The 17,154-nt window shown below is 21.5% G+C and carries 8 protein-coding genes and 3 tRNA genes; 4 read left to right on the top strand and 7 right to left on the bottom strand.

What is annotated here, in order from left to right; translation table 11 throughout:
* Nucleotides 1-9: 9 nt before the first annotated feature.
* Both accC and rpiA read left to right on the top strand, forming a co-directional pair.
* Nucleotides 10-1,347, top strand: coding sequence for an acetyl-CoA carboxylase biotin carboxylase subunit (accC, locus tag WEOB_RS01850; RefSeq protein ID WP_281263844.1), 1,338 nt, complete (start codon nucleotides 10-12; stop codon nucleotides 1,345-1,347).
* Between the two features lie 362 nt (nucleotides 1,348-1,709).
* Entirely contained in the window at nucleotides 1,710-2,378 is a 669-nt protein-coding gene (rpiA, locus tag WEOB_RS01845; protein WP_281263843.1) for a ribose-5-phosphate isomerase RpiA, read from the top strand.
* Nucleotides 2,379-2,707: 329 nt separating this feature from the next.
* Here rpiA and WEOB_RS01840 read toward each other — a convergent pair.
* The 6 genes from WEOB_RS01840 to prfB form a co-directional block, all read right to left on the bottom strand.
* Nucleotides 2,708-2,780 (bottom strand) — tRNA-Arg (locus tag WEOB_RS01840).
* Between the two features lie 1,429 nt (nucleotides 2,781-4,209).
* A tRNA-Arg gene (locus WEOB_RS01835) sits at nucleotides 4,210-4,283 on the bottom strand.
* 17 nt (nucleotides 4,284-4,300) lie between these two features.
* Nucleotides 4,301-4,389 (bottom strand) — tRNA-Ser (locus tag WEOB_RS01830).
* Nucleotides 4,390-4,720: 331 nt separating this feature from the next.
* Nucleotides 4,721-7,363 carry an alanine--tRNA ligase gene (alaS, locus tag WEOB_RS01825; RefSeq protein ID WP_281263842.1) on the bottom strand — a complete coding sequence of 881 codons (2,643 nt, stop codon included), beginning with the start codon at nucleotides 7,361-7,363 and terminating at the stop codon, nucleotides 4,721-4,723.
* Nucleotides 7,364-7,891: 528 nt separating this feature from the next.
* The gene (lysS, locus tag WEOB_RS01820) at nucleotides 7,892-9,412 is read right to left on the bottom strand and encodes a lysine--tRNA ligase (RefSeq protein ID WP_281263841.1); all 1,521 of its coding nucleotides are present in this window, start codon (nucleotides 9,410-9,412) and stop codon (nucleotides 7,892-7,894) included.
* Nucleotides 9,396-10,529: a peptide chain release factor 2 gene (gene prfB, locus WEOB_RS01815; RefSeq protein WP_281263840.1), complete on the bottom strand. Its 1,134-nt coding sequence runs from the start codon at nucleotides 10,527-10,529 to the stop codon at nucleotides 9,396-9,398. Before prfB ends, lysS begins: the two co-directional genes overlap by 17 nt.
* 1,729 nt (nucleotides 10,530-12,258) lie before the next feature.
* Between prfB and WEOB_RS01810 the strand changes: the two genes are divergently transcribed.
* Nucleotides 12,259-14,055 (top strand): proline--tRNA ligase, encoded by a 1,797-nt coding sequence (locus WEOB_RS01810; RefSeq protein WP_281263839.1) that lies wholly within the window; start codon nucleotides 12,259-12,261, stop codon nucleotides 14,053-14,055.
* 264 nt (nucleotides 14,056-14,319) lie between these two features.
* The gene (dapF, locus tag WEOB_RS01805; RefSeq protein ID WP_281263838.1) at nucleotides 14,320-15,159 is read left to right on the top strand and encodes a diaminopimelate epimerase; all 840 of its coding nucleotides are present in this window, start codon (nucleotides 14,320-14,322) and stop codon (nucleotides 15,157-15,159) included.
* Between the two features lie 392 nt (nucleotides 15,160-15,551).
* Here dapF and tilS read toward each other — a convergent pair whose 3' ends face one another.
* Nucleotides 15,552-17,087: a tRNA lysidine(34) synthetase TilS gene (tilS, locus tag WEOB_RS01800; protein WP_281263837.1), complete on the bottom strand. Its 1,536-nt coding sequence runs from the start codon at nucleotides 17,085-17,087 to the stop codon at nucleotides 15,552-15,554.
* Between the last annotated feature and the right edge of the window lie 67 nt (nucleotides 17,088-17,154).

Here is a 17,154-nt window from a genome sequence, read left to right as displayed (position 1 = left end):
GATCTTTTCATGTTAGATAAAGTAGTTATTGCGAATCGCGGAGAGATTGCGTTACGAATTTTGCGTGCGTGCAAAGAGTTGGGTATTAAAACTGTTGCTGTATATTCTACAGCGGATCGAAACTTAAAGCATGTTTTATTGTCTGACGAAAGCGTTTGTATTGGTCCTCCTTCTCCAGAAAAGAGTTATTTAAACATTCCAGCTATTATTTCTGCAGCTGAAATAACCGGGGCAGTTGCTATTCATCCAGGGTATGGTTTTTTATCTGAAGATGCTAATTTCGCTGAGCAAGTTGAGAAATCCGGTTTTGTTTTTATTGGTCCAAAACCAGAGACTATACGATTAATGAGTAATAAAATTTCTGCTATTCAAGTTATGAAAAATATGGGTATACCATGTATTCCTGGATTTAATAAAATTTTAGATAAAAAAGATATTAGTATGATTTATGATATTGCTAAGAATATACAATATCCTTTTATTATTAAATCTGTGTTTGGGGGAAAGGGGAACGGAATTTATGTTGTGCGTAGTGAAAAAGATTTAAATTCTTTGTTTCATATTGTAAATATGGCATCTCATTCTATATTTAATAATAATATGGTGTATATAGAAAAATATATAGAGAATACTAGACACATCGAAGTGCAAGTATTATCTGATGGAAAGGGGAATGCAGTTTATTTATCTGACCGAGATTGTTCTATACAAAGATTTCATCAAAAAGTTTTGGAAGAAGCTCCCGCAGTTGGAATTGATAATGAATTGCGAAATTATATTGGGGAATGTTGTGTAAAAGTGTGTTTGGAAATTAATTACCGCGGTGTTGGTACATTTGAATTTTTATATAAAGATGGCAAGTTTTTTTTTATTGAGATGAATACTAGAATACAAGTAGAACATGCCATAACAGAAATGATTACTGAAATTGACTTGATTAAAGAACAATTGCGTATTGCTTCAGGGGAAATTTTATCCGTGAAACAAGATCAAATAAGAACATTCGGTCATGCTTTAGAATGTCGTATTAATGCTGAAAATCCGATAAGTTTTTTTCCTAGTTCTGGAAAAATTACTCGTTTCCACGCCCCTTGCGGATTTGGTATACGTTGGGAATCGCATATTTATTCTGGTTATTTTGTTCCTCCACATTATGATTCTATGATCGGAAAAATTATTTGTTTTGGGGAAAATAGAGAAGTTTCTATTGCTAGGATGAAAAATGCATTATCTGAAATAATTATTGATGGTATTCAGACTAATATTAGTTTACATTGTAAAATAGTAAATGATATTTTTTTTCAGAGAGGTGAGAATATTGATATTCATTTTTTAAAAAAGTTTTAATAAAGTATTATGGTGATAATTTATTTAATTTGTAAATTAATTTGAACAAGTTTTATTTTGTAGTTTTATTATTGGTGTTAAGATATGTTAAATTGTGTTAAAATATTTTTGTGATGAATAAAGTTTTAATATCAATAAATTTTAATTTGTGTGTTTAGTTATTTATATTTATGTGAATGGTATTTTAAAATAAATTACAAAATAAATGTTTAATTGAAAATTTTATTTTCAAGTTGAATGAATTTATATTATGGTGTATTGATTTGTAAAATATCTTAATTTAGTTTTTGCATTTTATTGATATTAGTATAGATTTTGTGTTTGTATTTTTTTAATGAGATAAAATTAGATGAGTATATTTTATGAGACGAGATGAGTTAAAAAAGATAGTTTCTTTAGAAGCATTGAAGTATATTAAGTCTGGTGATGTTATTGGTGTTGGGACTGGATCTACCATTTCATATTTTATTTCGTTGTTAGATTTGGTTAAGGGAAAAATAAAAGGAGCAATTTCTAGTTCGAAAATTTCATCAATAAAATTAAGAAAGGTAGGAGTTCCTTTATTGGATTTAAATAATGTAAATTCATTAGAAGTTTATATAGATAGTGCTGATGAAATTGATCAAGATATGCAAATGATAAAAGGTGGTGGTGCTGCTTTAACTAGAGAAAAAATTATTTCTTTTTTTGCTAAAAAGTTTATTTGTATTGTTGATGAAAGTAAACAAGTAAAAATGTTGGGTAAATTTCCTCTTCCTATTGAGGTAATTCCTATGGCTCGTTCTGTAGTATCAACAGAGCTGGTGCGTTTAGGAGGAAATCCTGTGTATCGTGAAAATGTGATAACAGATAATGGAAATATTATAATAGATGTACATAATTTAAATATTATAAATGCAATGGATTTAGAAGTTTTTTTAAATAATATTCCAGGTATTGTGACTGTTGGCTTATTTTCATGTCGGAAAGCTGATATTGTGCTTATTAGTGGGGAGAATGGGATAAAAACAGTTAATGTTACTAAATTTTAGTTATATTTTAAAATATTTTTAGAATTTAATATTGTAGTTATGAAAATTATATGTATGAAAATTAAATTTTAATATTTTCATGGGTGTTTTATTTTATGTGAGTATGTATTATGAATTTTTATTTTTGTGGTTTTATGTTTGTAGTTTTGATTTTTGTTTAGTTAGAACATAATGATGTTTTATATGAATTATTTTAATGAGAATAGGTTATTACAATTTTGTATTTGTTTGGTTGAAAATAATATTGAATTATTTTTTAATAGTTGTTGGTTTGATATTTATTAAATTTCATAATATTTTATGAAGAATTAAAATTTGAAGTTTAATAATGTCTTCGACAGGAATTGAACCTGCAATGAGTTCTTAGGAGGAACTTGTTATATCCATTTTAACTACGAAGACATATTATTATTTTATTTTAGAAAGTTTTATACAAATATTTTATATATACGAATATGAATATTTATAAAGTGGTGTTTTATATTCATTCTTATTAAAATTTGTTTGTAAAGATTTGAGCTAATCATAATTTAAAAATTTTAGATTAAATATATATTTAATTATTAAAGAAGTAATTTTATTTAATGTTATAGAGATTATGTGTAAGATTTGTTTTAAATATAATTTTATGTTAATAAGCTGGTAGGTAATTTTAAATTTTTATATTCGAAGTTGGTTTTTAAAAAATTGTTAGTATCATTTTCTGTTTGTATAATGGAATTTTAATTTGTTTTTAGTTTTTAAGAGAATTATAATATAGAAGCTGAAGAATATTAATTTAATTTCGTGTACTTTTGTTTTTTGTATTTAAAAAATTTCGTATTGTTATCGATATAATTAAGAGATTCAGTTATTTTATAAATTTTTTGTAACTTTATTTGAAAGATTATTTTGGTAAATTATTAGGTGTTTATTTTTTTCAAGGTTTGTTTTATATATTTATGTTTATTTTTATTCAAATTAATTATATTTACTATAAAAAATTTTTATTTTTATATTTTGTTCTTTAGTATTAAATTTAAATATATTTAGAATAGTTTATTTTTTATTCTGTCTTATGCAAATAAGTTGAGATTTAATAGCGAATTTTGTATATTTATATTTTTGATAATTTTTACAATATATATTTTGTAATTAATTATATTTATTTTGATTTTTGTGTAATGTTTTATATAAAGCATTTATGTTTAGATTGTAAGAGATTTTATTACTTAATTTTTATATTTTAGTTATGTGTGATATTATCATTTGATTGAATGGGATTGTAAAATATAAATTTTTATGAGATTATTTTTTATTTGAAAGTGAATTTTAAAAAATAATTCTTATAACATAAATATGTTAGTTTTATTAAAAATATATTAAATAAAAGTGTTTTGCAAGATTAGCAGAAAATTTTTGTAAAACATTTAAAATTTAATGATAAATAGAAACTTGTATTGAATTTTTTTAATAGAATTTGTTTATGTTGTTTATGTTGATGTTTTAGTGTTTCTATATAATGTTTTATTTGTTTATATTTTGTTTTTATGTTGTTTGATTCCATAAATTACATGTTTTACACACATGATATATTTTGAGAAGTATCTTTTTTAGATGTTTAACTATATTCATATGAATTACAAAGAAAGTTTTAATATAATTAAGTATTTTGTTTTTGGTTGGTTTTTGTAGTTTAATAATTTAAAATAATTTACATATAATTTTTTGATATTAAAACTTTGTATGAATTTTTTGTATTTGTTTTTATTAGTTGTTGATGATTAATTTAATTTGGATGTTTAAGTATATTGTATTTATTTTTATTTATTTTATTATGAATAAAATAATACGCATCCGAGAGGATTTGAACCCCTGACAGCTCGGTTCGTAGCCGAGTACTCTATCCATCTGAGTTACGGATGCATTTGTTTTTTTAATGACGGTGAAAGAGAGATTCGAACTCTCGATACGATATTATTCGTATATTCCCTTAGCAGGGGAACGCCTTTAGCCACTCGGCCATTTCACCACATATCTTATAAGAGTATAAATTAAAATTCGATAATTGCAAGATTTTATATTTTGTATAATGTGTTTTATTTATTTTTATTTAATATAAAATTTTACATGATTTAAAAAAAATAAAGTTAAATAGATTTTTAAAATTTTATTCTAATATTTCATATAAATTGGACTTGATTATAATAAGTTGTTTTTAAAATTAATGAATTTTATTACTTTTGTAGTTTTATGTATTTGTAAAATATTTAATACATTTGTTGTTTATACAATATTTGTATTTTAGATTTGTGTAAAAATTTTATGTTATTTTATCAATTTGTAAAAATTAAGAATTAGTTTTATTTAATGATTATATTAGATATAAGAATTTTTAATTCTGATAATATGTCTTGTAAGGAAATAATATTGTTTCCTCCTCCTTCTGCAAAATCTTTTTTTCCTCCTCCTTTTCCATCAATTTTTTGTATAATTTTATAAATAATAGTGTTGGCTTGAATTTGATTTATAAGGTCATTAGTAACACATACTATGATTATAATTTTTTCTTTTTTTTTTGTTGTTAGTATAATAATCATATTTTTTTCTTTGTTTTTTAAATTTTTTGCTATAATTCTTAATTTTTTTGTGTCGATATTATTTATATTTTTTGATAAAATTCGTATTCCATTAATTTTTTTAATATTATTATTTGATAGGATATTTGTTTGTAAATATTTTTTGAGTTGTGATTTTTGAATTTCTTTTTTGTATTTGTAATAGAAATTTTGTAATTTTTGTATTTTATTTAATATTATTTTTTCGTCATTATTATTTATAATTTCATTAATATTATCTATTAATTTTCTTTTTTCATAAAAGGATTTTATTGCTGTTTCTCCAGTGATTGCTTTTATTCTACGAACCCCAGATGCTATGCTGTATTCAGAAATGATATGAAATATTTTGATATCTCCTGTTTTATTAGCATGCGTCCCACAACAAAATTCAGTAGAAATATTCTTTATAATTAATATTCGTATTTTTTTTCCATACTTATCATATAATGACTTTATTGTGTTTTTTTTGTTAATATTATTTTCATTTAATGTGATAATTTTTGTAATTATTGGAATATTTTTTTTTATATGTTTATTTATGATATTTTCTATTTGGTATATTTGTTTATTATTTATTGATTTTGAATAGGTAAAATCAAAATGTAGATATTTTTCGTTAATGAAAGAACCTTTTTTTTGTATGTTTTTATCTAGTACTTTTTTTAAAGTTGCATATAAAAGATGTGTGGAAGAATGATTAGATTGTATTAGATTTCTTTTTTTAACATTTATTTTTGCATTTAGTTTTTCTCCTAATATTAATTTTCCATTCTTTAATATTCCTATATGTGCAAATATGCCATTTTTATATTTTTTTGTGTTGAATACTTCAAAAATTGTTCCATTGTTTGATTGTAATATTCCACTATCACCTATTTGCCCTCCAGATTCTCCATAGAAAGATGTTTTGTCTAATATTACAGTAGCTTCTTCTTTTTCATAAATTATTTTCGTTTCTTGATTATTTTTAAGTAATGTTATTATTTTTCCTTGACATTCTTTTTTTTTGTATCCAAGAAATTTGGTAGGTTTTTGATTTATTTGTGATTCTATATTTTTAAAATGTGTTAAATTTTTTTTTCTTGTGTTTTTGCATTTTTTTTTCATAATTTTTTTTAATTCTTCGATATCTACTTTTGTTTTATGTTCTTTGCAAATTTCAATAGTTAAATCAATTGGAAATCCATAAGTGTCGTATAAATTGAATGCAACTTTTCCTGTTATAGTGTTTTTTTTAGTGTTTTTTAATTTTTTTTTTAAAATATGTATTCCCCGTTTTAATATATAAATAAATTGTTTTTCTTCCGTTCGTAATATTTTTTCTATTTTTAGTTGTTTTTTTTTTAATTGATTATTTGTATCATTCATTATACTAATGAGTGGTTTTAATAATTTATAAAAAAATATATCTTTTACACCTAGAGCGTATCCATGTCGTATTGCTCGTCGAATAATTCTACGAAGAACATATCCTCTTCCTTCGCTAGAAGGTGTTATTCCATAGTTAATTAAAAAAGAACATGAACGTATGTGGTCAGCTAAAACATATAATGACTTATGATTTAAATTATTTATTTTTAATATTTGTGATATAGAAAAAATTAATTTTCTAAATATATCAATATCGTAATTTGAATAAACTTTTTGAATGATAGAAGTAATTCTTTCTAATCCCATTCCAGTGTCTACAAATGGGGTGGATAATGGAATTAAAGTTTTATTGTTTTTTTGATTAAATTGTATGAATACCAAATTCCATATTTCAATATATTGGTTTTTATTTATGTTTGTTATAGTGGTTAGATTGTTGTTTTTTATATTTTTTTGGTTATTGTAAAATATTTCTGTGCATGGTCCACATGGACCAGTATCACCCATTTTCCAAAAATTTTCAGAATTATATTTTTTATTCTTTGTTAAAAAAATGTGTTTATCAGGAATACCGATTTTGTTTTTCCATATGTTATAAGTTTCATAATCTTGTTCATGTATTGTAACAAATAATTTATCTTTTGAAAGATTAAACCATTTTTTGCTTGTTAACAATTCCCATGCAAATTGTATAGCTTCATTTTTAAAATAATCACCAAAACTAAAATTTCCTAACATTTCAAAGAAAGTATGATGTTGTGTAGTATAACCAACGTTTTCTAAATCATTATGCTTACCTCCTGCACGTATGCAATATTGTGATGTAACAACTCTTTTGTTTGTGGGGATAATTTTTTCTAAAAAAATATCTTTAAATTGATTCATCCCAGCATTAGTAAATAATAATGATGTATCATTTTCAGGTATTAAGGAACTTCCTGTAATAATTTTATGATTTTTTTTTTCAAAAAAGTCAAAAAACATTTGTCGAATTTCGGAAATATTTTTTTTCATTGTTAATATTTTATATTTTAGAATAAAATTTATTTAGTATTGTAATATTAATAGAATTTTATTTATTACATAATATGTAATATATAATATATAATTGTTTTTTTGTAGTTTTATTTTTGTTCAAAATGTTTTTGTTTTTAGATGTATTAAGTAATAGTTAAGTTTTAATAAATTAGATAGTTTTTTAAAATTTGTACTTATATGTATGAATAATTTATATGCATGTTTTATTGAAAAATTAATATGTATTTAAATTTAATGATTTTTTAAAAATTTATTTTTTAATTTTATATGAAATTAATTTTGTGTAAAAATTCCTTTTGTATAATAAATTTATGATGTTAAATTATAATTTTATATTATAAGTTAATTATTTTAATGATTTTAATATATGAAATTTTATATAATTATTTTTTTAGTTTTTATGAAAATATTGTTTAAATATGATTTTGTATTAATTTTGATATGAATGATTAATGTATTATGTGTAAAGTTTTGATATAAATGAATTTTGTAGAAGTTTGTTTTTTATTTATTTGGTTTTAGCAAAGGGAATAAGATAACATCTCGAATATTTTTAGTGTTAGTGAATAACATGATTAAACGATCAATTCCAATCCCCAGACCAGCGGTAGGAGGTAGTCCGTATTCCAAAGCTGTAATATAATTTTTGTCGTATGGTATGTTTTTTTTATTATGTAAATTATTTTTTTTCTGTTTTTTTTTGAAACGTATTTTTTGGTCTTCTGAATCATTTAATTCTGAAAAACCATTTCCAATTTCAAACCCACCTATAAAAAGTTCAAAACGATCTGTAAAGAATGGATTTTTATCATTTTTTCTTGCTAAAGGAGAAACTTCTGCTGGATAATGTGTAATAATTGTCGGTTGAATTAAATGGTTTTTTGTTATATTTTCAAATATTTTTGTTTGTATTTTTCCTAAACCCCATTCTTTTTCTATTTTTATTTTAAGAGAATTTGCAATATGATTTATTTTGACAATATTATCTAGTTCTTTTGGTATAATGTTTTTGTTAAAATGACAAATTGCTTCTTTCATTGTCATTTTGCAAAATGGTTTATTGAAATTGAAAACACAATTTTTGTATTTTATTATATTGGTTCCTAATATTTTTTTAGTTAATATTTGAAACAAGTTTTCTATTAAAACGATGAGTCCTCTATAATCTTCATAAGCAATATAAAGTTCCATCATGGTAAATTCTGGATTATGATATGGAGATAGTCCTTCATTCCTAAAATTTTTGTTTATTTCGAATATTTTTTCAAAACCTCCTATGACTAATTGTTTTAGATATAATTCTGGGGAAATTCTTAGATACATATTTGCTTTTAGAGCATTATGATAAGTATTAAATGGATTTGCTGTAGCTCCTCCAGGTATATTTTGCATTATTGGAGTTTCTACTTCTATAAAATTATTTTTTGTCATGTAATTTCGTATTTCTAAAATTACACGTGATCTAATTTTAAATATTTTTCTTGTGTTTTTATTCGTAATGAGATCTAAATAACGTTTTCTATATTTTATTTCTCTGTTGTTTAATCCATGAAATTTGTCTGGAAGAGGACGTATTGCTTTGGTTAGTAATAAAATTTTGTAACATCGAACAGATAATTCTCCAGTATTTGTTTTAAATAATATACCATTTGCTCCGATAATATCTCCTATATCCCATGTTTTAAAAATTTTTTTGTAAAAATTTTCTGAAATATCCTTGCTGGTGATATATAATTGAATTTTACCGCCCATATCTTGTAATGTTATAAATGAACTTTTTCCTATAGTGCGTTTGCTCATTATTCTTCCTGCAACATTAACTATAATTTTAATTTTTTTTAATTTTTGTTTGCTTTTTTCCCCATGCATTTTGTGTATTTTATCAGAAATAATATCTTTTCGGAAATTATTAGGGAATGCGTTTCCTTTTTCTTGGATTTTTTTTAATTTTTTTCTTCGTATAAATAATTCATCATATATTTTCTTTTTGTTATTATTGTTTGATTTTTTATGTGTTTCGTGCATATTTATTTTTCCTGAGTAATTTATTTTCTAAATTTGCTTTAATAAGTTCATCTAAATTTCCGTTTAAAATCATTTGTACGTTTCTTGTTTCTATTCCTGTTCTTAAGTCTTTTATTCTAGAATCATCTAGAATGTAGGATCGGATTTGTCTTCCCCAACTGATTTCTGATTTTTTGTTTTCTAGTATTTTTTTTTCTTCTTGTTTTTTTTTTATTTCTAATTTGTATAATTTAATTTTTAGTTGTTTCATAGCTTGACTTTTATTTTTGTGTTGTGATCTTTCATTTTGGCATTGTGTTACTGTATTAGTTGGTAAATGAGTAATTCGAACTGCTGATTCCACGCGGTTTACATGTTGTCCACCAGCTCCAGAGGAACGATAAACGTCAATACGGAGATTTTCTGGATCAATTTTTATATTTATTTCATCATTTATTTCTGGATATACAAATACGGAACTAAATGAAGTATGTCGTTTTTTGTTGGAATCAAACGGGCTTTTTCTTACTAATCTATGTATTCCAGTTTCGGTATGTAACCATCCATAAGAGTATTCTCCGATTATTTTTATTGTTGCTGATTTTATCCCTGTAATTTCTCCTGTTATTTCTTCTATAATTTCTGTTTTAAAATTGTGATTTTCTGCCCAACGTAAATACATTTTTAGTAGTATTTTAGCCCAATCTTGTGCTTCGATTCCACCAGATCCCGCTTGAATATCTATATAGCAATTTTCCTTATCATGTTTCCCATAAAACATACGAAGAAATTCTATTTTTTTTATTTCTGTTTCTAAAGTATTTAATTTTTTTGTTATTTTTGAAATTAATAAAGAATTTTGGTTGTTTTCTTTTTTATATGATTTTATTATTTCATTTATTTTTTTTAATTTTTTTGTTATTTTTTTAATAATATTAATTATAGAAGACAATGAAGATTGTTTTTTATTTATTTTTTGTGCATATTTTGGATTTTTCCACAGATTTGGTTTTTGCAAAATACTTTCAATTTTTTTAAGTTCATTTATTTTTTTTTTGTAATGTAAAATGTTTTTTAATATGTTAATTTTTTGAAATAGATTCAGGATTCGATTTTTTATAAGATTAATTTCAAACATAAAATTTCTCAAAATGTCTAGTTATAGTGATTTGATAAATTTGTATAATAAATATTATATATTTATTAAATTAATATAAGATTTTGATATGATAATATATTATTTGTTCATATTTTACATAAAATATTTTATTTATAATTTTATATTATTGATAGATTTATTTATATAAAATAATATTGTATTATTGAAAAATGTAAGTTGATATTTTTATAGTTTAATATTTATTTTATTATTTAATTTTATTTAATTATATATGTTTTTTAAATAAGGTTGAAATAGATTTATTGAGTAGTAAATTATTAATTATTTTCCTATAATAAATTTTGAAGCAGTTTATATTTAATAATTATTTTGTTCATTTATTTTATAAGTAAATTTTGAAAAATTATGTAATTTATAATAAATCATTATATTATATGTATAATATTTTTTGGTTGTTTTTTGGTGTTAATGATAGATAAAGGATTATATGTTAATTTGTTAATTAATTTATATTGTTTTATATATGCATAAATGTTTTTTTATTTAAAATATGTACATTATAGATATTATAAGTTATATAATTGCGTCAAATTTAAGTTTTCATAAACATTTTAATATTTATATAGGGGCGTTTAATTTAAATTGGTATTTTATGTAATATTTTAGAATTAAAATGTTTTTGTAATATTAGAATTGTATAAGTGTATTATATGCGTATATAAAAATTTATCAAAATAGTTTTTATTATTGGATAGGTTTGATTAAAAGTATTAAAATAAATATTTTATATAATGAGTATGTGAATAAAATAGAGAATATAGTTCGATAATCTATATAAAATAAATTGTATTTTTTGTATTTTATTATTAATATTGTACGCAAAATAAATGTTGTTTTATATTATAAAATTCGATTTAAATATTTTTAATTTATTAAAAATTGTATTTTATATTGAGATTATTATGATTCATACTGATTGTTGTTAATTGTACATAATAAATTTTATTATTTACAATAAATTGTTAAGAATTCTATATACAATAAGTAATGAATAATGTAGAAATTATAAGGTTAGTTTGCAATGATTATATTTAATAGTATTAATTAATTTTATGAATAATTTTGAATAAAATTATGATGGAAATTAATGTTAAATATATTATGATTGTGTTTAGTACTTAAATTATATTTGTATTATGTATTTTGTATATAAATATTCATTAAAATAAAGTTTGGATTTTAATATAAAATGTAAATATTAAAAATAATTTTATTTTTATGATATAGATTTATAATAAAATTTTTTCTTTTAGATTTAAAATGGATATTTTGATTTATTAATTTGAATATTTGTTTAATTGAAATTAATTATTCATATGATATTATGTTTTTTAAAAATTTAATTTTATTTAAAATTAATTATATTTTTAATAGTTAATAAATATGTTATGTTTAAGGAATTAACATTTTAATTTTTGAAATTTAGTTATGTTGAAGATATAAATTTATTTTTATAAATATTAAATTTAATAAATTTTTGATAGTGTAATAAAAAGTTTAATTTATTTAAATAAATATTAATTTTAATATTTTATTTAACATTGTATAATTTTATTAGTTTAGTTGAAAATATGAAATTTATGTGTTTTATATTATAGTTGTTTTTTAATTAATTTTCATAAATAATTTGTTCATAATATTTTATATAAATATTTATTTTAAACATATTAATCCATATTGGGATTATATGTTTGATAATTATCAAATTGAATTTAATTATATTACTTTTATTAATAAAATAATTATGCGTATTAGTAAATATCCTTTGTTTACCACCAAACAAGTTTCTTCTAATATAAATGTAGTGAGTTACAAATTAATGTTGCGATCTGGTATAATTCGAAAATTATCTTCTGGGTTATATTCTTGGCTTCCTATTGGTCTTCGTGTTTTGCGTAAGATAGAAAATATTTTACGATTAGAAATGGATAATATTGGCGCATTTGAAATATCTATGCCAATTATGCAACCAGAAAATTTATGGAGAAAAAGTGGTAGATTATTACAGTATGGTTCAGAATTATTGCAATTTTTAAATAGAAGTTCAAAAAAATTTATATTATGCCCTACTAATGAAGAGGTCATTACTGATATTATGCGTCATGAATTTTTTTCTTATAAAATGTTTCCTTTGCATTTTTATCAAATTCAAACAAAGTTTCGAGATGAATTACGACCAAAATTTGGCGTAATTCGTTCTAGAGAATTTCTTATGAAAGATTCTTATTCTTTTCATGTTAATGAAAAATCTTTAAGAAACACTTATGATGTTATGCATCAAATGTATGAAAATTTTTTTAAGAGAGTAAAATTAAAATTTTTTATAGTAAGAACAAAATCGAAGTCTATTGGAGGAGATTTTTCGCATGAATTTCATGTAAGTCTCAATCAATATCATCATAAAGATAATGTTTTTTCTTCTAGTAATTCAAATATTATTTGTTATGGTTTAAAAGGAAGATTAAATCCAGTTCTTCTTCAGTTGAATTTTAATAAAGGTAATAAATATGAAAAAATTGTGAGTTCATTTAGTTATTTTAGATTTGTTCATAATAAAGAAAATGATAAAAATTCCTTGTTTTCATTAAAAAAAATGATAAAAATTTTTGTGGTTTATTCATCTAAAAAAAATTCTGGTTGTTCATTTGTAGCGTTAGTTTTGCGCGGAGATCATCAATTAGATTATAAAAAAATTGAGAGATTATCTCATGTTTTATCTCCTTTAGTGTTTGCTAGTGATGAAGAAGTTTGTTTTCTTTTTAATAATTTTAATATGAATTGGGTTAATTTAGAAAATTTTTCTTTTCCTATTATTGTAGATAATAGCATTTATAGTATTGTAGTTGGTATTCTTTTTAAAAAAAATATTTGTAAAAGTTTTGATTTAAAATATAAAGTTTCATTATTAGAAAAATCTAGTTTAAAAAAATTTTCTTATATTAAATTATCTATGGAACATGAAAGTAAATTTAAAATAGAAAATACGATAGAAGTTGCTCATATTTTTCAATTAGGTTTAAAGTATTCTAAAATTATGAAAGCTTTTTTTTTAGGAAAAAATGGAAAAAAACAAATTATAAATATGGGATGTTATGGTATTGGTATTACTAGGTTAGTAGCAGCTATAATTGAGCAAAATCATGATAAATATGGTATACTTTGGCCTGAAAATTTAGCACCATTTAGTGTTGCAATTTTACCTATTAATATGTACAAATCTTTTCAAGTAAAAGAAATTTCTGAAATAATTTATAGACAATTAACGAAAGAAAAAATTGATGTTTTGTTTGATGATCGAAATGAAAGACCAGGGGTTATGTTTTCTGATATAGAATTAATAGGTATTCCTCATATTTTAATTATTAGTGATAGAAATATACAAAAGAAAAATATTGAATATAAAAATAGAAGAAACGGAAGAAGTGAAATAATTAAAATATCTTCTTTAGTAGATTTTTTATTAAAAAAAATTTTTTGTTTTTAAAATTTTAATTGTTTTTTATTTGGTTATTTTAAGATTTAAATTTTAATTTTATAAAATTAAAAATATATTTTTTTATTATAGTTAAATTTAATTTGGAAATTATTTTAAAGATTTTAATACGTGTAATGTTTGTATAGTAAATTAAATTATATGAAGTTTAATTTTAATGTATTTTAAACAAAATTATATTTTATGTAGATTTTTTGTTATTTAATTTTTTAAAGTTAGTTTGAATAATTTTTAAATATTTATTTGGGATAGTAAATGCAATTTTCTAAGATGTACGATATAGAAAATGATTTTGTTGTTGTAGATTCTGTAACGCAAGATATTTATTTAAAATCTAAAATTGTACGGAGACTTTCTAATAGAAATTTTGGAATAGGTTTTAATAAATTGTTATTAATAGAACCCCCTTTTTATTCTAATGTAGATTTTCATTATCGAGTGTTTGATAAAAATGGAATTGAAATACGAAAATATGGAAATGGGATTTTATGTTTTTCTATTTTTGTTTTTATAAAAAAATTAGTCTATAAAAAGAATATATCTGTTAGCATAAATAAATGGAAGATAAAATTGAATATAAATAAGAAAAATTTGATTTGTGTTAATATGGGTAAGCCTCAGTTTTATCTAAGTAAAGATTTTTTGTGTAAAAATGAAATTAGTCATAATATTCGTCGAATTAGTTTAGTAAAAAAAATAGTATACACTGGAATAGTGTTTTTAGGAAATTTTCATTATGTTGTTATTGTAAATGATATAAATTGTTTTGAATGTTTGATGAAACATTTAATATTAAAAGGTGATTTAGTTTTTTTGACAAATATTGACATTAATGTTATGCAAATTATGGATACAAAAAATGTTATTTTACGAGTTTATGAATATAACTTAGGGGAAATTAAAGGATCTGAAATTGGGGCATGTGCATCTGTTTCATTGGGAATTCAACAAGGTAAATTAGAAAAAAATGTATTAGTAAATTTACTGCATGGAACATTAAAAATAAATTGGGGTGGATATGATTCTCCTGTATTCATGTTAGGAACAGCTATTCATGTTTATGATGGATTTATTGATTTAAAGAAGTGGGTTTAGTGATTTTTGATAATATTTTTATTAATAAAATAGTATGATTTTGTAAATATTTTAATTTTTTAAAATATATTATTTTATTAAATTTTTATATTTTGTGTAGAGAAGTTTTGTTTATAAAAAAAATATATATATATTTATTTTTTAGAATTGGCTTAAGAAAAATTTGTAAGAAAGAATTATTATTTTAATGTTTTGTTTTATTAAAGTATTTATACAATGTTAAATTAATTATAGTTTTTAGGGTTATATATTATGGTTTATTTATAAAATTGTAAATATTGATTATTCATAAGATTTAATTTTTAATAAGTGAATATTTTTTATATTTAAAAATTTGTTAGAGTTTATTATATAATTTTCTTATATGATATTTATTATATTTTTAAAAATTTTTATGGATGTTCAAAATTTTTACAATAAAAATATAATTGTGCTTTTTTACAATTTTTATTCCCTTCCTTTGTAACAAAAATTCCCATTGCTGCTATTAATTTTTCATTGTAAAATAAAAATGGTATTTTTGTTCTTTCCCAAGGGGGAATAGATAATTCTTTCCATATTTTTTTTAGAGTTTTGCTTTTTTTTTGATTAAATATATGTATTGGGTTATGAATTTTTTCGAATCGTATGAATGTTGTTTCATTTTTTTTTGGGGAACGAACAATTTGAATTTTTGTATTTTTTTTGATTATTTTATTTTTTGGTATCATATATTCAAAGTGTTTTTTTATAAGTAAATTACTAAGAATAAATTCTATTTCTGAATTTTCTTTTTGTATTGTAATGCAATGTTTATTTTGGGAAAAAAGGTTTTTTATTATGTTTTCATAATTTTTTTTTATTGAACAGCGAAATATGATTCCTAAATTTTTTGGTAATTTTATTTTTTTGTCTTGTTTGTTCCAAGTAAGAATTATGTTGTTGATATTTTTGTTTATTTTTTTTTCGGAAATTAAATATAAGCGATCTTGAAAGCGGCATATAAATTTGTTACTTAATTTGAATTTTGGAGCAGAATCTCTTTTGCTGGTCACTACATTATTCCACAAACATTCTAATTGTTTTTTTGATGGTGTGATTTTTTTATTTGTAATCCATTTTCGTAATAAAGCTGTTCGTTGTATAGTATTCAGTGTTATGAGTTTTGTAAATCGAATTGAACCATCTTTTTGTATTAGTTTTTTTAAAATATTTTGTAGTAATTCGTTTAATAGTATTTCTTGGTTTGAACATAATTGAGCGGTGCGAGCAGCAGAATTAGAAAACCATGGCCATCTTTTTTTCAATATAGGAAGAATATTAATTCGTAAAAAGTTTCTGTCAAAATTTATATCTAAATTGCTTTCATCTTGTATCCAATTTAATTTGTGTTGTTTTGCATATTTTTCTAGTTTTTCTCGACTACAATTTAATAAGGGTCGTATTAGTTTATTTTTTTTGATAAATAAAATGTCAGGGGACATGGATTTTATTCCATTTGGACCACTTCCTCTTTTTAATGCTAATAATATAGTTTCAGCTTGATCATCTTGATGATGAGCAGTGACTAGTATTTCATTTGGTAATAAAAATTTTGTTAGTATTTTGTATCTTTCATTTCTCATTTTTGCTTCTATATTTTTTCTTGTAAATGAGATAATTTTTGGTATTTTTATTATATTGATAGGTATATTTTTTTGTATACATTCATTTTTACAATGCAAAGCCCAATTATCAGCTTTTTTGTGTAATCCATGATGTATATGGATGGCACGTAATGAAAAAAATTTTTTTTTTTGATAAATTTTGTATTTATTTTGTAATTTTATCAAAATATTTAATAATACTGTGGAATCTAGTCCTCCGCTGAATGCTAATAATATTTTTTTATGGTTATTGATGTTTATTTCAGTTTGTTGATTTAAACTATTTTCTTTTCTTTTTTTCATATAATTATTAAAATAATAAATCGTAAGTAAAATTTATTTTATGTTAATTTGTTAAATTTATAAATTA

It is taken from the genome of Candidatus Westeberhardia cardiocondylae, from assembly GCA_001242845.1.
Taxonomy (GTDB): domain Bacteria; phylum Pseudomonadota; class Gammaproteobacteria; order Enterobacterales; family Enterobacteriaceae; genus Westeberhardia; species Westeberhardia cardiocondylae.
Note: the sequence above shows the minus strand (reverse complement) of the source record. Positions and strands in the feature narration are given on the sequence as shown.